The organism is Streptomyces sp. NPDC127177, assembly GCF_042672475.1.
Lineage (GTDB): Bacteria > Actinomycetota > Actinomycetes > Streptomycetales > Streptomycetaceae > Streptomyces.
Window position 1 is genome coordinate 1 of the sequence record NZ_JBHXUW010000044.1, and the last position, 23280, is coordinate 23280.

Annotated in this window: 6 protein-coding genes; all 6 read right to left on the bottom strand. The window is 72.2% G+C overall.

The features are described from left to right. Positions 1-2068, bottom strand: a 2068-nt coding sequence (locus ACFVJX_RS25280) for a type I polyketide synthase (RefSeq protein WP_384135064.1), incomplete at its 3' end; no start/stop codon positions are given. A gap of 4 nt (positions 2069-2072) precedes the next feature. Next, positions 2073-18398: an SDR family NAD(P)-dependent oxidoreductase gene (locus ACFVJX_RS25285; RefSeq protein ID WP_384135022.1), complete on the bottom strand. Its 16326-nt coding sequence runs from the start codon at positions 18396-18398 to the stop codon at positions 2073-2075. Positions 18399-18515: 117 nt separating this feature from the next. Continuing rightward, entirely contained in the window at positions 18516-19904 is a 1389-nt protein-coding gene (locus tag ACFVJX_RS25290) for a methylaspartate mutase (protein ID WP_384135025.1), read from the bottom strand. Continuing rightward, entirely contained in the window at positions 19901-20401 is a 501-nt protein-coding gene (locus ACFVJX_RS25295) for a cobalamin B12-binding domain-containing protein (RefSeq protein WP_384135028.1), read from the bottom strand. Before ACFVJX_RS25295 ends, ACFVJX_RS25290 begins: the two co-directional genes overlap by 4 nt. After that, positions 20398-21660, bottom strand: a complete 1263-nt coding sequence (locus tag ACFVJX_RS25300) for a type III PLP-dependent enzyme (RefSeq protein WP_384135031.1) — start codon at positions 21658-21660, stop codon at positions 20398-20400. Before ACFVJX_RS25300 ends, ACFVJX_RS25295 begins: the two co-directional genes overlap by 4 nt. After that, positions 21657-23192, bottom strand: coding sequence for an AMP-binding protein (locus ACFVJX_RS25305; protein WP_384135034.1), 1536 nt, complete (start codon positions 23190-23192; stop codon positions 21657-21659). The genes ACFVJX_RS25300 and ACFVJX_RS25305 overlap by 4 nt, the downstream gene beginning before the upstream one ends. Positions 23193-23280 lie beyond the last annotated feature (88 nt).

The following is a 23280-nucleotide window of genomic DNA, read 5'->3' on the forward strand; positions in this document are numbered from 1 at the left end:
GAACCTCCGCCTCCGTCGCCTCCACCGCCACCATCGACCCACCCGACGGCAACGCCTGCATCAACCGACCACGCGCCACCACCAACTCAGCCGCACCAGCGATGGACAGAGCACCTGAGACGTGCGCCGCCGCGATCTCCCCGACGGAATGACCCACCAGGAAGTCCGGACGCACCCCCCACGACTCCAACAACCGGAACGATGCCGTCTCCACCGCGAACAGGCCGGCCTGGGCGAACATCGTCCCGTTCAGCAGATCGGCATCCTCACCCCACACCACCTCACGCAGGCTCACACCCAACCGCGCATCCAACTCCACCAACACCGCATCGAACGCCTCCGCGAACACCGGAAACGCACCGTACAACTCCCGACCCATCCCCAACCGCTGCGCACCCTGCCCCGTGAACAGGAACGCCGTAGCACCCGCCGGCCTCACCGACCCCCGCACCACCGACGGCGACGACCCACCCTCAGCCAGCGCAGACAATCCCCGGACCAGTTCCTCACGATCCGCAGCCGCCACCACCGCACGACGCTCCAGCACCGCCCGCGACACCGCCGACGAAAACCCCACATCAACCAGCTCAGGCCCAGCAGCCTTCACCCGCTCCAGCAACCGCGCCGCCTGCGCCGACAACCCCTCATCACTCCGCGCCGACAACACCACCGGAACCACCGGCAACTCAACCGACCCAACCGCCTCCGGCTCCTCCACCACCGGCGCCTGCTCCACAATCACATGCGCATTCGTCCCACTCAGACCAAACGACGACACACCCACCCGACGCGGACGATCCCGCACCGGCCACGCACGCGACTCCGTCAACAACTCCACCGCACCCGCATCCCAATCCACGTGCGGCGAACGCGTCTGTGAGTGGAGGGACTTCGGCAGCACGCTGTGCCGGATCGCCTGCACCGCCTTGATCACGCCACCCACACCGGCGGCGGCCTGGGTGTGGCCCAGGTTCGACTTCAGGGAACCGATCCACAGCGGGTCACCGTCCGGACGCCCCTGCCCATACGTCGCCAACAACGCCTGCGCCTCGATCGGATCACCCAACCGGGTCCCCGTACCGTGCGCCTCCACCAAATCCACATCCGCAGTCCCAAGCCCGGCGTTCTTCAGTGCCGCACGAATCACCCGCTGCTGCGACGGACCATTCGGGGTGGTCATGCCGCTCGACGCACCGTCCTGGTTGATCGCACTCCCCCGGATCACGGCGAGCACCCGGTGACCGGCCCGTCGGGCGTCCGAGAGTCGTTCGACCATGAGGACGCCGACGCCTTCCGAGCAGCCGGTGCCGTCGGCTTCGGCTGCGAAGGACTTGCAGCGGCCGTCCTTGGCCATGCCGCGCTGGTGGCTGAAGTAGAGGAACATGTCGGGCGTCGTCATCACCGTCACGCCACCGACCAGCGCCATCGAGCAGTCGCCCCGGCGCAGCGCCTGTCCTGCCCAGTGGAGGGCGACGAGCGATGACGAGCACGCGGTGTCGACGGTGACGGCGGGGCCTTCGAGACCGAGGGTGAAGGCGACGCGGCCGGTGACGAGGCTGCCGTCACTCGTACCCGGTCCGTAGTCGTGGTACATGACGCCGGCGAAGACGCCGGTCTTGCTGCCCTTCAGGGAGAGGGGATCGATCCCCGCACTCTCCACAGCCTCCCAGGACGCCTCCAGCAGCAAACGCTGCTGCGGATCCATCCCCAACGCCTCACGCGGCGAGATCCCGAACACCCCGGCATCGAAATCAGCCGCGTCATACAGGAAACCACCCTCACGCGTCACCGTACGATTCGGCTTCCCCGGCTCCGGATCGTACAACCCCTCCACATCCCACCCACGGTCCACCGGAAACCCCGACACACCGTCCCGACCCTCAACCACCAGATCCCACAACTCATCCGGAGAACCCACACCACCCGGATAACGGCACGCCATCCCCACCACCGCGATCGGCTCGGTCGCGTCCTCGGTGAGACGGTCGTTGGCCGAGCGGAGGCGTTCGTTCTCGACCATGGTCGTGCGAAGGGCCGCGACCAGCTGCTCTACAGATGTTTCCATGATGTCCTCAGCCCTCGCTCGGGTTCCGGGTCGGGTCGGCGGATGCGAGCGCGGCACGCACCAGGTCGTCGACGTCCATGGTCCTGATCGCCTCGCCGGCCTGTGCGGCCTCGCCCTGCGGGGCGCTCGCGCGGGGTTCGGTGGCGGGTGCGGGCGCCGCGGGTCGGGCGGCGAGTTTCAGCAGTGCGTCCAGCAGGCCGGACTCCCGGAGTGCGTCGACCGGGATGTCCGCGAGGGTCTGCCGGATGGAGGCGTCGGTCTCCGCGGTGCCCGCACCGGTCTGTGCGGGTGGGGTGTCGGCGGGTGCGTCCGGCGTGACCTCCTCGGTGGCCTCCGGGAGTTCTTCGAGGAGGAAGTCGGCAAGCACGGTCGGGCTCGGGTAGTCGAACATGAGCGTCGCCGGGAGCCGGAGGCCGGTGGCCTTCTGGAGCCGGTTGCGGAGATCGATCGCGGCGAGCGAGTCGAGGCCGAGCTCGGTGAAGCCCTTGGAGACGTCGATGGTGGCCGGGACGCTGTGGCTGACTCCGGCGACCTGCTCGCGCACGACGTCCAGGACGGTGCGCCTGCGTTCGGCGGCCTTCATGCCGGACAGCCGCTGTTCCAGGGTGAGTTCGGCAGTCGGGGCGGTCACCGTGGTGACGGCTGGTGCCCTCACCTCCTTACGGGCCGCGGGCCGTTCCGGTGCGCCCAGTACGTCCTTCAGCAGGTGCGGCGGTTCGCCCGCGGAGTGGTGGTCGCGCTCCACCCGGATCGGTACGAGCACCGGCTGGTCGAGTTCCAGCGCCTCGTCGAGAAGGGCGAGGCCCTCGTCGGTCGGCAGGGCGGGCATGCCCATGGTGCGCATGCGCCGCAGGTCGGCGTGGGTGACGCCGCCCCCGAGTCCGGTCTTCGTCTCCCAGAGGCCGAACGCCAGCGCTGTGCCGGGGAGTCCGGCGGCCCGGCGGTGGGCGGAGAGGGCGTCCAGGAAGCGGTTGGCGGCGGCGTAGTTGCCCTGGCCGACGCCGACGACCAGTCCGGCGCAGGAGGAGAAGAGGATGAACGCCTTCAGGTCCAGGTCGCGTGTCGCCTCGTGCAGGTTCCAGGCCGCGTCCACCTTGGGGCGCATCACCGCGTCGACCTGCGCGGGGGTGAGGGCGCCGATCAGGGCGTTGTCCATGACGGCCGCCGCGTGGACCACCGCGGTCAACGGGTGTGCGGCCGGTATCGCGGCCAGCAGTCCGTCGACGGCAGCGCGGTCCGACGTGTCGCAGGCCGCGAGGGTGACTCGGGCGCCGAGTCCGTGCAGTGCGTCGCGCAGTTCAGTGGCTCCGGGTGCGTCCTGGCCACGTCGTCCGGCGAGCAGCAGGTGGCGTACGCCGTGCCGTTCCACCAGGTGGCGGGCGACGACGGCGCCGAGGCCGCTGGTCCCTCCGGTGATCAGCACGGTCCCGTCGGCGTCCCAGGGCAGGGGCGCGGTGGGGGCCGCCGCTGCCACCCGGGCCAGTCGTGGCACCCGTACTTCGGCGCCGCGCAGGATCGCCTCGGGTTCACCGGAAGCGGCGACGGCGGGCAGCGAGTCGCGGGCGGTGGCGGTGCCGTCGGAGTCGACGAGGACGAACCGGCCGGGGTACTCCTCCTGGGCGGAGCGCAGCAGCCCCCAGACGGGTGCCTGGACGAGGTCCACGGCGCTGTCGTCTCCCCTGACGGGGAGCGCGTTGTGTGTGACGACCATGAGGCGCGACTGTGCGTACCGCTCGTCCGCGAGCCAGGCCTGGAGGGTGGCGAGGGTCTGTGCGGTCACGGAGCGGACGGCTGCCGGGATGTCGTCGTGGTCGGTGGCGGACCGTACGGGCAGGAGGACGACGTCGGGCGCGGAGGCGCCGTCGGCCAGGGCGGCGCCGAGTGCGGCGAGGTCCGGGTATGCGGTCCCCGGCCAGGCGGCATGGGCGCCGTCGGGGCCGGCGCCGAGCACCGCCCAGCGGTCGGTGGCCGCGGCGACGGCCGCGCCGAGGGGCAGTTGGTGGGTGACGAGCTCGAACACGGACTCGTGCTCGCCGCCGCCCGCTGCGGCGGCCGCGTTGACCTTGGCCGCGGTGACGGGGCGGACCACCAGGGAGTCGATGGTGGCGACCGGGGCGCCCGTGGGGTCGGTGAGTTCGAGACGCACCGCGTCCGACCCCTGTGACCGGTGGGACTCGACGGCGGTGATGCGTACTCGCAACCGGGACGATCCGGCGGCGTGCAGGGTGACACCGGACCAGGCGAAGGGCAGTTGGGTGCCGCCGACGTCCTGGGGGCGGCGGCCGTCCATGAAGTCGGTCGCGCTCAGCGCGGCGTCGAGGATGGAGGGGTGGAGCCGGAAGTCCTTGCCGACGTCCAGGGAGTCCTCGGGCAGGGACACCTCCGCGAACGTCTCCTTGCCCCGTGACCAGATTCCACGCAGCCCCCGGAACATGGGGCCGTAGCCGTAGCCCTGGCCGGTGAGGTAGTCGTACACACCGGAGATGTCGACCTCGGTCGCGCCCGTGGGCGGCCAGTCGGCCGGGGCGGGGGCGAACGTTCCGGCGGGGGGCGCCTGCCCGCTCCCGGGGGCGAGTACGCCGCTGGCGTGCTTGCTCCAGGGTGCGCCGGCGGGGGCGTCGTCGGCACGGGAGTAGACGGCGAGCGAGCAGCGACCGCCCGCGTCGGGTGCGTCGACGACGACCTGGACGGCAAGCCCGCCGTGCGGCGGGAGTGGCATCAGTGCCTCGATGGTGAGTTCCTCCACCACCTCGCAGCCGACTTCCTCACCGGCCCGGATGGCCAGTTCGATGTAGCCGGTGCCCGGCAGCAGCACGGTCCCGAGGACGTCGTGGTCGGCGAGCCAGGGGTGGGTGCGTACGGAGAGACGCCCGGTGAGCACCACGCCGCCGGCCTCCGGGGAGGCGACCACCGCGCTGAGCAGCGGGTGTGCGGCGGCGGTCTGGCCGAGGCCGGTCACATCGCCGTCGGCGGCGGTGGGGGCGTCGAGCCAGTACGTGGTCCGGTCGAAGGCGTACGTGGGCAGCTCTACCCGGCGGCCGCCGCGTCCGTCGAGGACGTCGGCCCACCGGGCGGCGGGCCCGGTGACGTGCAGCCGGGCAAGGGCGGTGAGCAGGGTGGGTACCTCGGGCCTGCCCTTTCGCAGGGCGGGCACCGTGAGGGTGTCGGGCGAGTGGTGCGGGGTGGCCTCGGTGAGTGCGGTGAGCACCGCGTCGGGGCCGAGTTCCACGAAGCGGGTGACGCCCTGGCCCGAGAGGTGGGCGATGCCGTCGGCGAACCGGACGGCATCGCGGACGTGGCGTACCCAGTACTCGGGCGAGGTCAGCTGCTCGGCGGTCGCTTCGGCTCCGGTCACGTTGGACACGACGCGCATCGAGGGAGCGGTGTACGAGAGTTTCTCGGCGACCTTCCGGAACGCGTCGAGCATGGGCTCCATGAGGGGCGAGTGGAAGGCGTGCGACACCTTCAGTTGCTTCGTACGACGTCCGAGGGCGGTGAAGTGCTCCGCGAGGGCGAGGGTCTCCTTCTCCGCCCCCGACACCACCACGGCGGACGGACCGTTCACCGCCGCCAGTCCCACCTCGCCGCTCAGCAACGGAAGCACCTCGTCCTCCGTCGCGGCCACCGCCACCATGACCCCGCCCGCCGGGAGTTCCTGCATCAACCGGCCCCGTGCCACGACGAGTTCGGCCGCGTCGGCCAGCGTCAGTACGCCCGCGACGTACGCGGCCGTGATCTCACCGATCGAATGCCCGGCCACCACGTCAGCCCGTACGCCCCATGACTCCAGCAGCCGGAACAGGGCGGTCTCGACCGCGAACAGGCCGGCCTGGGCGAACATCGTCCCGTTCAGCAGCTCGGCGTCCTCACCCCACACCACCTCACGCAGCCCCACACCCAGCCGCACATCCAACTCCGCCACGACCGCGTCGAACGCCTCCGCGAACACCGGGAACGCACCGTACAGTTCACGGCCCATCCCCAACCGCTGCGCACCCTGACCCGTGAACAGGAACGCCGTGAGCCCCTCCACGGAAGCACCCGCAGACGCGACGACATCCGCACACTCACGACCCGCCACCACATCCGACAACGCACGCACCACCGCACCACGATCCGCAGCCACCACCACCGCACGGTGATCCAGCACCGCACGCGTCGTCGCCAGCGAAAGGCCGACGTCCAGCAGCGAAACCTCCGGATTCGCCTCCACATGAGCGAGCAGACGACCCGCCTGCGCCCTGAGAGCCGTGGCGCTGCGCGCGGACAGCGGCAGCGGTACGAAGGGCAGCGGTTCGGCGGCGACGGCGGCGCCGTCCGGGCCGTCCTGTGCGGACGGCGGGGTGTCGTCGAGCGGTGCCTCTTCGATGATGACGTGGGCGTTGGTTCCGCTGAGCCCGAAGGAGGAGACGCCCGCCCGCCGGGGCCGGTCCTGCGGCGCCCAGGTGACCGGCTCGGTCAGCAGCCGTACGCCGCCTGCCTCCCAGTCCACCTGTGGTGACGGTTCGTCGACGTGCAGGGTCCGGGGCAGCAGGCCGTTGCGCAGGGCCATCACCATCTTGATGACTCCGCTGACACCTGCCGCGGCCTGGGCGTGCCCGATGTTCGACTTGACCGAACCGAGCCACAGGGGCTGGTCGGCGGAACGGTCCTGACCGTACGTCGCGAGCAGGGCCTGCGCCTCGATCGGGTCGCCCAGCCGGGTGCCGGTGCCGTGTCCCTCCACCGCGTCCACGTCGGCCGGGGTGAGCCCGGCGGCCGACAGGGCCTTGCGGATGACGCGCTGCTGTGAGGGGCCGTTGGGGGCGGTCAGGCCGTTGGACGCACCGTCCTGGTTGATGGCGCTCCCCCGCACCACCGCGAGGACGGGGTGCCCGTTGCGGCGGGCGTCGGAGAGGCGCTCCACCAGGAGGAGACCGACACCTTCGGCCCAGCTCGTGCCGTCGGCGGCGCCCGCGAACGCCTTAGAGCGTCCGTCGGCGGCGAGACCGCGCTGCCGGCTGAAGTCGACGAAGATCTCCGGGGTCGGCATGACGGTGACACCGCCCGCCAGGGCGAGGTCGATCTCCCCGGTGCGCAGCGCCTGGCAGGCCATGTGGAGGCTGACCAGGGAGGAGGAGCACGCGGTGTCGACCGTGACGGCGGGGCCTTCGAGGCCCAGTGCGTAGGCGACGCGGCCGGAGGCGATGCTTCCCGCGCTGCCGTTGCCGAGGTAGCCGGCCAGGTCGTCGGGGACGTCGGTGATCCGGCTGCCGTACTCGTGGTACATCACACCGGCGTACACGCCGGTCTGGCTTCCGCGCAGCGTCTCCGGGTCGATTCCGGCGCGTTCGAACGTCTCCCATGCGCTCTGAAGCAGCAGTCGTTGCTGCGGGTCCATCGCGAGGGCCTCGCGCGGCATGATGCCGAAGAACTCGGGGTCGAACTCGGCTGCGTCGTAGAGGAATCCGCCTTCGCGGACATAGGTGCGGCCGGGGAGCCCGGGCTCGGGGTCGTAGAGGGCGTCGGCGTCCCAGCCTCGGTCGGCGGGGAAGTCGCCGATGGCGTCGACGCCGTCCGCGACGAGGTTCCACAGGTCCTCTGGTGAGCGGACGCCGCCGGGGAAGCGGCAGCTGATGGCCACCACCGCGATCGGGTCGTCGTCCACGGCCGCGACGGGAGTGGGGCCGGGTGCCGCGGTGGTCGTGCCGGTGAGCAGGGTGTCGAGATGTCCGGCCACGGCACGGGAGTTGGGGTAGTCGAAGACCAGGGTCGCGGGCAGTCGCAGCCCTGTGGAGCCGACCAGCAGGTTGCGCAGTTCCACGGCGGCGAGGGAGTCGAATCCCTGGTCGCGGAAGGCCGTGTCGGGTCCGACCGCCTCGGGGGACGGCTGCCCGAGTACGGAGGCGACCTGGGTGCGGACCGTGTCCAACAGGATGCGGGCCCGCTCGTCGGGGGTCGTACCTGCCAGTCGGCGTTCCAGTGCGGAGCCGGTGGGGACCGCCCGGACCACGCGGCGCGCGGGAGCACGGACCCGGCCGCGCAGCAGCGCGGGCAGTTCGTCGCTGCGGGCGGCGAGCGCCGCCGTGTCGATGGTGAGGGGGACGATCACGGCTTCCTCGGCGGCGAGGGCCTCGTCGAAGAGCTCCAGGCCGCGGTCGGCGGCGAGGGCGGGCAGCCCGAGCCGCCGCATCCGGTCGAGGTCCGCCTCGGTGAGGTCGCCGCCGAGCCCGGTGCTGACCTCCCACATGCCGAACGCGAGGGATGTCGCGGGCAGCCCGGCCGCTGTCCGGTGCGTGGCGAGCGCGTCGAGGAAGACGTTGGCCGCCGCGTAGTCGGCCTGGCCTGCGGCGAGGACGAGACCGCCCGCCGAGGAGAACATGACGAACGCGGTGAGGTCGGCGTTCCTGGTCAGTTCGTGCAGGTGCCAGGCGCCCTCGGCCTTGGGGCGCAGGACGGCGTCGAAGCGCTCGGGCGTGAGGTTGCCGACCAGGCCGCCGCCGGCGACGGCTGCCGCGTGTACGACGGCGCGCAGCGGGTGGTCGGTGTCGATCCCGGCGAGCAGGGCGGCCAGCCGGTCCCGGTCGGCGACGTCGCACGCGGCGACATCGACCTGTGCTCCGAGCTCGGTGAGTTCGGCGACGAGCGACTCCGCGCCGGGTGTGTCCATGCCGCGACGGCCGGCCAGGAGGAGATGCCGTACCCCGTGCGTGGTGACGAGGTGGCGTGCGACGAGTGCGCCGAGACCACTGGTGCCTCCGGTGATCAGCACCGTGCCGTCGGCGCTCCACGGGGCGGGCCGTGCAGGCTCGGGAGCGGTCACCGGGCCCAGTCGCGGGACCCACAACGCGCCTTCACGCAGGGCGCATTCGGGCTCGCCGGAGGCGATGGCGGCAGCCAGGGCGATCTCGGTCGCCTGGGATTCGTCCTCGACGTCGACGAGCCGGAACCGGCCCGGGTTCTCGGCCAGTGCGGCACGTACGAGACCCCAGACGGGGGCCTGCGCCGGGTCCACGTCCTCGCCCGGCCGCACGGACACGGCGCGCCGGGTGACCACGACGAGGGGTTCGGTGCTCGCCTCGGGGCCGGCGAGCCGTTCGCGTACCTCGTCGAGCACGTGGTGGGTGAGGGCGCGCACGGCGTCCGGGACGCTCCGGCCCTCGGACGGGGCCGGGCAGTGCAGGACGGCGTGGGCGGGGGTCTCGGCAGTTGTGCCGGCCGGCTCCGAGCGTTGCCAGACGATCCGGTGGAGGGCGGCGGACGGTGCGCCGGAGGCTGCCGCGATCTGCTCGGGCGAGACCGGGCGGGAGACGAGTGATTCGACGGTGGCCACCGGTGTGCCGTTCTCGTCGGCGACCATGATGGCGGACACCTCGTCACCGCGTATCCGCTGGATGTGGACGCGTAGCGAGGGGGTTCCGGCGGCGTGCAGGGTGACGCCGTTCCACGAGAAGGGCAGCAGGGTGGCGGCGTCGGCGGCCGGATCCGTCAGCAGATCGGCGTGCATGGCCGCGTCGAGGAGCGCGGGGTGCAGCCCGAAGGCCGCCGCCTCGCTGCGGGCGGGGCCGTCGAGGGCGACCTCGGCGAACACGTCGTCGCCGCGCCGCCAGGCCGTACGCAGGCCCTGGAAGGCGGGGCCGTAGGCGTAGCCGCGCTCGTTGAGCCGCTCGTAGGCGGACGTGACGTCGACCGGGGTGGCGCCGGTCGGCGGCCACTGGGTGAGGTCGAAGGCGGGGTCGGGCGCTTCGCGGGTCAGGGTGCCGTGGGCGTGCCTGGTCCACGGGGCGTCGGGGTCCGCGGAGCCGCGCGAGTGGATGCTGACGGACCGGGCGCCGGAGGGGTCCGGCGCGCCGACGACGACGCGAAGGGCGACGCCTCCCCGGGCCGGCAGGGTCAGCGGTGCTTCGAGCAGCAGTTCCTCGATGCGGCCGCAGCCGACGTGGTCGCCCGCCCGGATCGCGAGCTCGACGAATCCGGTGCCCGGCAGCAGCACGCTGCCCAGCACGCCGTGGTCGGCGAGCCATGGCTGGCTGCTGGTGGCCAGCCGCCCCGTCAGGACGACCCCGCCGTTGTCCGGTGTCGCCACCGCGGCGCTCAGCAGGGGGTGGGTGACCGCTTCGAGTCCGACCGCGTCCAGATCGCCGGGGGCGGTGGCCAGGTCGAGCCAGTAGCGCTGGTGCTGGAAGGCGTAGGTGGGCAGGTCCGGGCCCTGTCCGATGCCGTGGAGACCGAAGAGCGCGTCCCATGCGACGGCGACACCACGCGTGTGGGCACGGCCGACGGCAGCCAGGAGATCGCGGGCCTCGGGCCGGTTCCGTCGCAACGACTGGACGAACGCCGCCCCCTCCGCGTCCTGGACGCAGTCCTGGCCCATGCCGCTGAGTACGGCGTCCGGGCCGATCTCGATGTACGAGGTGACGCCGCGGTCCTCCAGGAACCGGACCGCGTCGGCGAACCGCACCGCTTCACGCACGTGCCGCACCCAGTACTCCGCCGAACCCCACCCCTCCGACAGATCCCCGGAAACACCCGACACCACCGGGATCGACGGGGCGCCGAACTCCAGCCCCGCGACCACCGCACCGAACTCCGCCAGCATCGGCTCCATCAACGGCGAATGGAACGCATGCGACACCCGCAACACACTCGTCCTACGGTCCTGCGCCTCGAACACCGCAACAAGATCAGCAACCGCCGACTCCGTGCCCGAAACAACAACGGAACGCGGACCATTAACCGCGGCAATGCCCACCGCGTCGTTCAGGAGCGGAAGAACCTCCGCCTCCGTCGCCTCCACCGCCACCATCGACCCACCCGACGGCAACGCCTGCATCAACCGACCACGCGCCACCACAAGTTCAGCCGCATCGGTCAGGGACAACACCCCTGAGACATGCGCAGCCGCGATCTCACCGACGGAATGACCCACCAAGAAGTCCGGACGCACCCCCCACGACTCCAACAACCGGAACAGGGCCGTCTCCACCGCGAACAGGCCGGCCTGGGCGAACATCGTCCCGTTCAGCAGATCAGCGTCCTCACCCCACACCACCTCACGCAGACCCACACCCAACCGCACATCCAACTCCGCCAACACCGCGTCGAACGCCTCCGCGAACACCGGGAACGCACCGTACAACTCACGGCCCATCCCCAACCGCTGCGCACCCTGACCCGTGAACAGGAACGCGACCTTGCCCTCGCTGATCGTTCCCCTCACCGGGCCTTCGCCGGCAGCCAACGCCCGCAGCGAGTCGGCGAGTTCCGTTCGGTCGGCTCCGATCGCGACGGCACGGTGGTCCAAGGCCGCGCGGGACGTCGCCAGGGCGTGGCCCGTCGCGACGAGTGCGTCGTCGGGGACGGTCGCGAGGTGGTTGAGCAGGCTCGTCGCCTGGGCGCCCAACGCGTCCGGGGTGCTCGCCGAGAGCGGCCAGATGACCGGTCCTGACGCGGGCTCCGCCGGCTCGGTCACGTCCTGGGGGGCAGGGGTGGGCGGTTCCTCGACGATCACGTGGGCGTTGGTGCCGCTGATGCCGAACGAGGACACGCCTGCTCGACGGGGGCGGCCGTGCTCGGGCCAGGCGGTGGGGCCCGTGAGCAGTGCCACGGCGCCCGAGTCCCAGTCCACCTGCGGTGACGGCTCGTCGACGTGCAGGGTCGCCGGCAGCACGCCGTGGCGCATCGCCTGCACCATCTTGATGATGCCCGCCACGCCTGCCGCTGCCTGGGTGTGGCCCATGTTGGACTTGATGGAACCGAGCAGCAGCGGGCTGTCGTCAGCGGGGCGCTCCTGACCGTAGGTCTCCAGCAGCGCCTGGGCCTCTATCGGGTCGCCCAGGACGGTGCCGGTGCCGTGGCCCTCGACGGCGTCGATGTCGGCGGGGGTGAGACCGGCGACGCTCAACGCGCGCCGGATGACGCGTTGCTGCGCCGGTCCGTTGGGCGCGGTGAGGCCGTTGGAGGCACCGTCGGAGTTGACCGCGGAGCCTCGGACTATGCCGAGCACACGGTGACCGTTCCGTTCGGCGTCGGAGAGCCGCTCCAGCAGCAGCATGCCGACACCCTCGCCCCAGCCGGTGCCGTCCGCGCCACTGCCGAACGACTTGCACCGACCGTCGGCGGCGAGGCCGCGCTGTCGGCTCATGTCGACGAAGGTGTCCGGGGTGGACATGACGGTGACGCCGCCCGCGAGTGCCAGCGCGCAGTCGCCGCGGCGCAGTGCCTGGGCCGCCCAGTGCAGAGCGACCAGCGAGGACGAGCAGGCGGTGTCGACGGTGACGGCCGGGCCCTCGATGCCGAGGGTGTAGGCGACCCGTCCGGACACCACGCTGGCGAGGCTGCCGTTGCCGTGGTAGCCCGCCACGTGCTCGGGCAGCGGGCCGAGCCGCAGCCCCCAGTCGTGGTACATCACGCCGGCGAACACACCGGTGTCGCTGCCACGCAGGGCGTGCGGGTCGATGCCCGCGCGCTCGATGGTCTCCCAGGCTATCTCCAGCAGCAGCCGCTGCTGGGGGTCCATGGCCTGGGCCTCGCGGGGGCTGATGCCGAAGAACCCGGCATCGAAATCGGCGGCCCCGTAGAGGAATCCGCCCTGGTCGGTGAGGCTCTTGCCCGGCGTGCCCGGGTCGGAGTCGTGGATGTCGGTGGGCCAGCCGCGGTCGGTGGGGAACGCCGAGACGACGTCTCGGCCCTCCTCGACGAGCTGCCACAGGTCCTCGGGAGAGGTCACCCCGCCGGGGTAGCGGCAGGCCATGGACACGATGGCTATGGGGTCGTCGTCGGACACGGTCGCGGCAGCCGGGAGGCGCCGGCCCGCCCGGTGCTCCGTGTCGCCGCCGAGCCGGGAGGCCAGGTGGTCGGCCAGGGCGACGGGCGAGGGGTAGTCGAAGACCAGCGTGGCCGTCAGCGGCAGGCCGGTTGCGGAGCTGAGCCGGTTGCGGAGCTCGACGGCCGCGAGGGAGTCGAAGCCCATCTCGTTGAACGCCCTCGTGGTGGAGACGCGTTCGGGGCTCTCATGGCCGAGGACGGCGGCCACCTGTGTACGCACCAGGTCGAGGAGTGCCTCGCCGCGCTCCGACCGGGTCAGGCCGGTCAGGCTGCGCGCGAGGGACTGTTCGACGCTGACCCCGCCGCCGTTCACGGCGCGGCGCGGTGGGCGGACCAGACCGCGGAGGAGGGCCGGTACGTCGTCGGCGCGGGCGTTGAGCGTGCGCAGGTTCAGCCGTACGGGAACGACGGCCGGGTGCCCATCGGTGGTGATCGCGCGGTCCAGGAGTGCGAGGTTCTCCGCGACGGACAGCGGCTGGAGGCCGAGGCGTTCGATGCGCCGCAGTGCTGCCTCGTCGAGGGTGCCGCCCATGCCACCGGTGCCGGTCCACAACCCCCAGGCGAGTGAGGTCGCGGGGAGGCCGAGGCCGGCGCGGTGGCCGGCCAGGGCGTCCAGGAAGACGTTGGCGGCGGCGTAGTTGGCCTGTCCGGCACCGTCCAGGAGGGTGGCGGTGGAGGAGAACAGGACGAAGGCCGAAAGGTCGCTGTCGCGGGTGAGTTCGTGCAGGTTCCAGGCACCGTCGGCCTTGGGCCGCAGGACGGTGCCCAGGCGGTCCTCGTCGAGGGAGTCGACGAGTGCGTCGTCGAGGACTCCCGCCGCATGGACCACGGCGCTCAGCGGCAGCCGTTCCGGTACGGCGGCCAGTGCCTCGGCCATCGCGTCGCGGTCGGCGGCGTCGCAGGCGGCGATCACGACCTCGGCCCCGAGCCCGGTCAGTTCGGACCGCAGTTCCTCGGCGCCGGGGGCGTCCGCGCCACGGCGGCTGGTGAGCAGCAGTCCGCGTACGCCGTGTGTGGTGACCAGGTGCCTGGCGACGGTGGCGCCGACGCCGCCGGTGCCACCGGTGATCAGGACGGTGCCGTCGGTGCGCCAGGGTGTGGCGGACGTGTGCGGTGACTGCGTGGTGCGGGTCAGCCGGGGGACGTACAGCCGGCCGTCGCGGACGGCGATCTCGGGTTCGTCCGAGCCGGCCGTGAGGCGCAGCAGTTCCTCGGTGCCGAGCGAGCCGTCGGTGTCGAGCAGGAGGAACCGGCCGGGGTGTTCGGCCTGGGCCGAACGCACCAGGCCCCAGACGGGAGCCTGCACGAGTGCGGCGACCTCGCCCGGGGTGGCGGCGACGGCGCCCCGGGTGAGGACGGTCAGCCGCGCGGTGGCGGAGCTTTCGTCGGTGAGCCAGTCGCGTACGGCGGTCAGCGTGGTGCCGAGGACCGTGCGGACGTCGGCTGCGACGTCGGGTCCGGTCGGTGCGGGGCAGGTGTGGACCGCGGCACCGGGGCTCGGCGGGGTTTCGGCGGGGGCCGGCAGCGGCGTCCACCGGACGTGGTGGAGCGCGTCGGGGTGGGCTGTGGCGGCCAGTCCGCCGGCGGCGACGGGCCGGACGAGGAAGGATTCGACGGAGGCCACGGGGGCGCCGCCGGCGTCGGCCAGTTCGATGGCGACCTCGTCGGTTCCGGTGGCCGTGACGCGTACCCGCAGCGTGGTCGCCCCCGCCGCGTGCAATGTGACGCCGGTCCAGGCGAAGGGCAGCAGGACGCGGCCGTCCGCACTGCCGGAGGCGTCCGCCGTGGCGAAGTCGGTGGCGTGCAGTACGGCGTCCAGCAGTGCGGGGTGGAGTCCGTAGGCGGAGGCCGGGTCGCCTGCCGTCGCGGGCAGCCGCACCTCGGCGAGCACCTCGCCGTCCCCGGTCTTCCAGACCGCTTGCAGGCCCTGGAAGACGGGACCGTATCCGTAGCCCTGGGCGGCGAGATCGCCGTAGAGGCCGGTGATGTCGAGGGGCTCGGCACCGGGGGGCGGCCAGTCGCCGGCCGCGAAGTCCGTGGCAGGCGGCCCGGAGGGGGCGCCGGGTGCCAGCCGGCCGGTGGCGTGCTGGGTCCACGGGGCGTCGGCGGCGGCGTCCTCGTCGCGCGAGTAGAAGGCGACGGCGCGCCGGCCGGCGGTGTCCGGGGCGTCGACGACGATCTGGAGAGCGACGCCGCCCGTGGCGGGCAGGGTCAGCGGGGCGGCCATGACCAGTTCGTCGAGGCGTTCGCAGCCGGTCTGTTCCCCGGCCCGGACCGCGAGGTCGACGAACGCCGTGCCGGGCAGCAGGACATGGCCCGTGATCACGTGGTCGGCGAGCCAGGGGTGCGAGCGCAGCGAGACCCGACCGGTGAGGACGGCACCCCCGGTGTCCGCGAGGCCCACCACCGCGCCCAGCAGGGGGTGGTCGGCAGCCATCTGCCCGAGCGCCGTCGCGTCCTGGGCGGCGGTGGGGGCGCTGAGCCAGAACCGCTCACGCTGGAAGGCGTAGGTGGGCAGCTCGACGCGGTGGGCGCCGCCACCGGCGAAGAAGGCGTGCCAGTCGACGCGGGTGCCGCGCGTGTGGGCGACGGCCAGGGCGCTGAGCAGTTGGTACGGCTCGTCGCGCCCGCGCCGCAGTACCGGGGTGAACACCGTCGCGGGGTCGGCGCCGGCGCGGCCCATGGTGCTGAGCACCGGGTCGGGTCCCAGTTCGAGGAAGGTGGCGACGCCCCGGTCCGTGAGGGAGACGACGGCGTCGTGGAAGCGCACGGGCTCGCAGATGTGCCGCACCCAGTGCTCGGGGTCGGTGAGTTCATCGGCGGTGGCGAGGGCGCCGGTCAGGGCGGAGACGACGGGAAGCTTCGGCGCGGTGTAGGTGAGGATGCGGGCGATCTGCCGGAAGTCGTCGAGCATGGGTGCCATCAGCGGTGAGTGGAACGCGTGGCTGACCCGGAGGCGCTTGGTGCGGTGGCCGTCGGCCTCCAGCCGGGCGGCGATCGCGGTGACCGTCTCCTCGTCCCCGGACAGGACGACCGAGCCGGGGCCGTTGACCGCGGCGATGCTCACCCTGTCGCGGTGGGGCGCGAGGAGCGGCTCCACCGTCTCCTCCGCGGCCTCGACGGCGATCATGGCGCCGCCCTCGGGGAGTGCCTGCATCAGCCGGCCGCGCGCCGCGACGAGCGTGGCGGCGTCGTCCAGCGTGAGCACACCGGCGACGTGGGCGGCCGTCACCTCCCCGATGGAGTGCCCGGCCACGTAGTCCGGTTGGACGCCCCAGGACTCCAGGAGCCTGAACAGGGCGACCTCGACGGCGAAGAGGGCCGCCTGCGCGTACACGGTGTGGTCGAGCAGGGCGGCTTCGGGGCTGCCCTCGTCGGCGAACAGGACGTCCCACAGGGAGCGGTCGAGCTGGAGGTCGAGATAGCCGATCGCGTTGTCGAGGGCCTTGGCATAGGTGGGGTAGGCGTCATACAGGCGGCGTCCCATGGCGAGGCGCTGGCTGCCCTGGCCGGTGAAGAGGAAGGCCGTGCCGCCACCGGTGACCGAGGTGAAGACGCCCGGGGCCTCCTGGCCGTCGGCCAGAGCGCGCAGGCCGTCGAGGAGGGCCGGGCGGTCGTCGGCGAGCACCACGGCCCGGTGGGACAGCGCCGAGCGGGTGGTCGCCAGGGAAAGGGCGAGGTCCAGGGGGCGGGCGCCGGGGGTGTCCTCGGCATGTGTCAGCAGGCGTCGTGCCTGGTCGCGCAGGGCGATACCGCTGCTGGCGGAGATCGTCACCGGCAGGGGTCGTCCGTCGTCGGCCGGGACGCCCTCGCCCTCGGCGGCGCTCTGCGTGGTCTCGGCCGGCGGCTCCTCGACCACGATGTGGGCGTTGGTGCCGCTGACGCCGAACGAGGAGACCGCGGCCCGGCGGGGGCGCTCGCCCGGCGCCCATGGCACGGGTTCGGTCAGCAGGCGGACCTCGCCCGCCGACCAGTCGACGTTGGGCGAGGGGGCGTCCACGTGCAGCGTCGCGGGCAGCAGACCATGGCGCATCGCCATGATCATCTTGATCAGTCCGGCCGAGCCCGCCGCAGCCTGGGTGTGTCCGATGTTGGACTTCACCGAACCGAGCCAGACGGGCCCCTCGGTGCGCTGCTGCCCGTAGGTGGCGATGAGCGCCTGCGCCTCGATGGGGTCGCCGAGCGTGGTGCCGGTGCCGTGTGCCTCGACGGCGTCGACCTCCGCGGCCGTGAGTCCGGCGTCCGCGAGTGCCTGACGGATGACCTGGCGCTGCGCACGGCCGCTGGGAGCGGTCAGGCCGTTGGACGCGCCGTCCTGGTTGATGGCCGTACCGCGCACGACGGCCAGGACGGGGTGGTTGTTGGCCCGTGCGTCGGAGAGGCGCTCCAGGACGAACACCCCGGCGCCCTCGGCGAACGCGGTGCCGTCCGCGGCGGCGGCGAACGCCTTGACCGTGCCGTCGGCGGCGAGCCCGCGCTGCCGGCTGAACGCGGTGAACACACCGGGGCTGCCCATGACGGCGACCCCGCCTGCCAGCGCGAGGGTGCACTCACCGCGCCGCAGGGACTGGACGGCGAGGTGGAGTCCGACCAGCGAACCCGAGCAGGCGGTGTCGACCGTCAGCGCCGGGCCTTCGAGGCCGAGCGTGTAGGCGACCCGGCCGGAGACCACGCTGGGTGCGTTGCCGCTGAGCAGGTATCCGTCCAGGCCGTCCGGCGCCTCGTGCAGGCGCATCGCGTACTCCTGCGGCTCGGCGGCCACGAAGACGCCGGTCCGGCTGGAGCGCAGGGTCCGCGCGTCGATCCCGGCCCGCTCGACGGCCTCCCACACGGTCTCCAGCACGAGGCGCTGCTGCGGGTCCATCGCGAGGGCTTCACGGGGGCTGATGGAGAAGAAGTCCGCGTCGAACTCGGCTGCGCCGGAGAGGAATCCACCGTGGCGGGCGTAGGTGGTGCCGGGGGTGGCGGGGTCGTCGTCGAAGAGCCGGTCGAGGTCCCATCCCCGGTCGGTGGGGAAGTCGTCACGGATGTGGGTGCCGTCGGCGACCAGCTTCCACAGGTCCTCGGGGGAGGACACGTCGCCGGGGTAGCGGCAGCCGATGCCGACGACGGCGATCGGGTCGTCGGTGGCGATGCCGGCTGCGACGACCGGATCGGGCAGGTCGGGCAGGCCCAGTGCCTCGGTACGCAGATGGGCGGCGAGGGCGGCGGGTGAGGGGTGGTCGAAGGCGACGGTAGGGGGCAGTGGAAGGCCGGTGGCCTCGACCAGCCGGGCGTGCAGGGCCACCAGCGCCACGGAGTCGAGCCCCAGCTCGCGGAAGGCGCGCGCCGGGTCCGCGATCGGCGCGGCGTCCGGCCGGGACTGCCGCAGCACGGCCGTGGCGCTCTGCCGCACCAGGTCGAGCAGCACCCGGGTCTGCTCCGAGGTGGGGAGGGAAACCAACTCACGCACGAGTGCGGTCTGCTGCACCGTGCCCCCGCCCGGCACACCGTCGGTGCCAGAGACGAAGTTTTCCGACTCAGTCATCTGCACTCCACACAATTGTCGCCCGTCGCCGGACGGAATTCAGCAAGGAACCGCACCACTGCGGGTCACGCTATGAAGGCGAAAGGCGGCACACAGCCCCTAGCGCCCCCCTAAGTCCTAGGAGCTCTCCTGCGATTCGCCGCCGGAGAGGGACCGGTATCCGATCGGGGCGATGCCCGGACCGCCCCTGTCCCGGGTGCCGCCGGATTCCACCGCGGCCATCCGGTCGAACGCCCTTTGTACGTAGGAGAGATCGGCGAGCAGACCCGCCGAGGTGGCTTCCCGGGCGCGGCCCCGGCCCACGAGCCCGGCCAGAGGCAGCCGTCCGATGCCGGCCCACCGCAGCCGGCCGTCGCTGTCGATATAGCTGCGCGCCCGGCCGTGGTTGTCCGGGTGCAGGCAGTAGGGGATGTCCAGGGCACCCTGCCGGAAGGCCAGTTCGAAGGCGTGGCCGATATCCGGGGACAGCTCGAGTACGCCCTCCACCAGGGCCCTGGCCTCCAGGTACGTCTGTGAATCCGCTTCGCCGGGGGGCGGGGGGCAGGACTGTGCCGCGCCCGCGGTCCGGGCCGCCGACTCCAGGGCGGCGATGTTCTCCGCTACGGTCGGGATCCGGCGGGACTCCGCCACCGTCTTCACGATGAGCCGCTCGGAGCCCGAGTCGACCGCGAGGCGCGTCGCCTGGTCGAGCAGCAGATAGGCGCCGTCGACCGTGGTCGGGTACACGCCCATGTAGGCGTAGATGACCACGTGCCAGTTGGGAGTCGGAAGCAATTCGGCACTCAGGCGGCGCAGCGCGGCGACCGCTTCCCGGTCCTGCTCCGGATGGGTCTGCTGTGCATAGCTGAGCGACACACTTCGTATTCCGTGCTGACAGAAGAAAAGGGCTTCGAGCACGCTGATCGCCACCAGCTGGCTGGGCGGGCACAATTGGCCGAGCATGCAGCCGCCGAAGGTCTCCAGATGTGGTTCCACTCCCGATTCGCGCAGTTGCGCGAAGTCCTCCGTGCAGCGCACCCAGTTCCGTACGGATTCGTCCAGCGGAGTGCGTCCGTAGGGCAGGCAGTAGGAGACCGGACCGCCTTCGGTGGCGTTGATCAGCGTTCTGCGCAGTGCGGCGAAGATGTCCCCGGGGACGGCCGATCCGTGCCGGACCTGGACCGGGAAGGTCTCGTCCCTGATCCCTGCGAGAACCTGCTCGGTCACCGTCCGGTCGTAGCTGACGATGGGGTATCCGTTGAGGTCGGCGCCGGCCCGCAACGCGCTTTCCACGGAAGCCAGTTCACCGACCCGGGTATAGCTGTCGAGGGTGATGGTGCCGACTGTCGTGGCGTCGGCGGCGCGGGTGGCGGCCAGCCCCGCGCGCATGGTCGCGGGGTCGCCGAACCCCATGCGGGGCTGCACCACCAGTTCACCGGCACGGCTTCTGGCCCGGACGAAGGCTCCGAAGTCCACCGGGCGCGCCCACTCGACGGTCCGCCGGGGCGGGCGCGCGCCCGGTCTCACGCCACGGCCCCGGTGCGTTCCAGGGAGCGCAGGGGGGCGGGCAGGGTGCCGACGAAGCGGCTGAACTCCATGGTGGCTGTCGAGGCGTCGCCGAAGACGGCGTCGAAGCCGGCGGACACCAGCTCGCCGATCGCCGATTCGCTCTGCTGTCCGGCGACTCCGAGCTTCCCTCCGATGACCACCGGGGTCGAGGCGAGTTCACCGCACGCGCGCAGCGCGCCGATGACACGCAGCCCGTCCTGGTGGCCGTGCCCGTTGACGCTGCTGACCACCACCAGGTCGGGAGCGGTCTCCCGGCAGGTGTCGACGAGGACGTCGTCCGGGACGCACGGACCGAGGTTGATCACCTCGTAGCCGAGCTCCTCGATGAGCAGCTGGAGGAAGACGAGGTTCCAGGTGTGCGAGTCGGAGGCGACCGTCGTGACGACCACGGTGCCGCGCCGCGTGTCCGGCCGGGTCACGGCGCTCATGGCGCCGTGCGTGAGGTCGGCGCTCATGCCGTCCCTTCCTCGTTCGTGTTCGCGGACGCTTCTCCGTCGGCCGTGTAGGTGCGGCTGTGCTCGATCCGGGAGACGGACAGCACCGTCCCGCCCCTCACGACGATCTCCGTGGGAGCCGGACGGCCCAGGAACATCAGCAGGCTGGCGGTCGGCCCGTACGCCCCGGCGTTGGGGATCGTCACCAGGTCGCCGGGGGCGAGCGCGGGCAGATCGATCTCGCGTCCGAGGATGTCGCCCGGGGTGCACAACGGTCCGACGAGGCTCGCCGATTCGACGCACTCCCCCGAATCGGTTCCGACGGCGACGGGCAGCAGCCGGCCCAGACCGGACATGCCGCCGAAGGTGTTGATGCCCGCGTCGAGGATGACGAACTTGCGGCCGCGGCTGACCTTGACGTTGGTGACGGAGGCGACCAGTGTGCCGCTCGCCCCTACGAGGTACCGCCCCGATTCGCAGGCGAGTTCGGGCCCTTCGGTCCGCCACTGCGGGAAGTGGGTGTCGAGGGCGGCGGCGAGCTCGACGCGCAGCTTGGGGTACGCCCCCCGGCCGCCGGGCACGGCGTACGGGACGGTGAAGCCACCGCCGATGTCGAGGAAGCGCAGTGGGAGGTCCAGTTCGTCCTGGAGCCGGGCGGCCAGCTCGATGGTGTGCTGGAACTCGCCGATGAGGCTGTCCTCGTCCTTGGCGTTGCTCATCGGGAAGAAGTGCATCCCGGTGATGCGGACGCCCTCGATGTCCCGGAGCCCGGGGACCACCTCGGCCAGGGTCTCGCTGTCGAAGCCGAACTGCGAAGGAGTGCCGGTCATCCGGATGCCGCTGGTGGCACTGGCCGTGACGCTGTTGACGCGCAACAGGCAGTCCGCGGTCACTCCGTTCGCCACGGCCGCGTCCGCGACACGGTGGACGTCGGAGACCGAGTCGGTGGAGAAGACACGAACGCCACTGCGGATCGCCTCGTCCAGCTCGCCCCGGGTCTTGCCGGGTCCGGTGTAGAGGCAGTCCTCGCCACGGAACCCTGCGGCGAGGGCGGACTCCAGCTCGCCGGTGGAGCTGATCTCGGGCCGGCAGTGACGGCCGTCGCCCTCGCGCAGGGCCCTGACCAGCCCCGGGTGAGGGTTGGCCTTGAGGGCGTAGAAGAGGGTGAACTCCTCGGGGAGTGAGTCGAACAGTTGCTGCCGGGCCGCGTCGATCTCGTCCAGGTCGTACACGTACAGCGGTGTGCCGAAGCGTTCGGCCAGTGCCTGGTAGCGGCTCATCGCCCTTCCCCGTCGATCATCTCGGCCAGTACCTGCCGGGCGTTCTTCCCGTGCAGGCTCAGCGGCAGTTCGTCCAGGACCCGGCACTGGGCGGGCACCTTCGCCTTCTCCAGGCGCTCGGCCAGTTCCTTCAGGACGGTGTGCGGGGGCAGTTCGGTCTCGGCGAAGATGACCAGGTCGCGGGTTTCCGTGGGCGGCAGCGCCGTGGCGGTGCGCACGCCCGGGATGTCCATGGCGGCGGCCTCGATCTCCACCGTGCTCATCCGGATGCCCTTGCGCTTGAACATGTCGTCGCGGCGGCCCTCGAAGTAGAGGTAGCCGTCCTCGTCGAGCCGGCCGTAGTCGCCGGTGTGGAGCCGCAGTGCCCCGGTGGCGGGGTCGCGGCGGAAGGTGCGCGCCGAGAGTTCGGGGCGGCGCCAGTAGCCGGGCATGACGTGGGGTCCCACGGCGACGATCTCACCGGTCTCACCGGCCGGCAGGGCGTTGCCCTCGGCATCCAGGATCAGGACGGTGGTGCCGGGCAGGGGCAGGCCCACCGACTGGGGGCGCTCGTGCTGCTGGTCCGGGGGCATGATGCTGACGCGCTTGCACTCGGTCTGTCCGAACTGGCGGACCACCTGCACACCGGGGAACGCCTCGCGCAGCGCGTCGACCGCGTGCTCGGGCAGTGCGGCACCGGTGTTGGTGAACATCCGTACCGGCGGCGGGTCCTGGGTGTCGCGGCGGACGAGGGTGCCGATCATCGTGGCCAACGAGGGCACGATGGGCACCACGGTGGCGCCGGTCTCGCGCATCCGGCGCAGCAGTACGAGGTCGGACTCGCCGCCGTCCAGGACCAGTTGGGAGCGTCCGAGGCAGGCGAGCAGGACCTTGTACAGGCCGTAGTCCCAGGAGATCGGGAAGCGGCAGAAGACGACGTCGTCCGGGCGGTACCCCAGCACCTCCTGAATGGCGCGGGAGGCGAAGGTGACCTGTGCGTGCGGGCACACGACCGCCTTCGGGGCGGCGGTGCTGCCGGAGGTGTAGACGAGGAACGCGGTGTCGTCGGCGCCGATGTCGAGGGGCGGGGGCGCCGGGCGTCCGGCGGCCTCCTCGACGCGGGGCCAGATCGCCGCCAGGTCGTGCACGGGGAGGGTGGTGGCCCGGCCGAGCACCTCGGTGGACGGGCCGTCACCGATGACGAGGGAGGGTTCGGCGTCCTCGACGACGGAGCGGAGGTGGTACTCCTTCATCGCGGGGTTGAGCGGTACCAGGATCACACCGAGGCGCGAGGCCCCGTAGACCATGGCCACCAGCTCGCGCCGGCTGGGCAGTTGGACGAGCAGCCGGTCGCCGCGGACCGCGCCCTGCTCGGTGAGCCAGGCTGCGAAGCCGTGGCTGAGTTCGGCCATCCGCCGGTACGTCAGCTCACCGGCGGAGTCGTGCAGACAGCGCCCGTCCGGGGTTTCGGCGGTCGCATCGTCGAGGAGGGAATGGACCGTCCCGCCGTTCCCGTGCGCCGTCGGCGCGTAGGTGGTGTTCGGATTCTCCACGGTTCCAACGTCGCTTTCGGGTGTGGGTGGCGAGCGGGCCGGCGTCGTCGCGACGGGGCCGGGCTCTCAGACAGGTGACGAGCTCCGG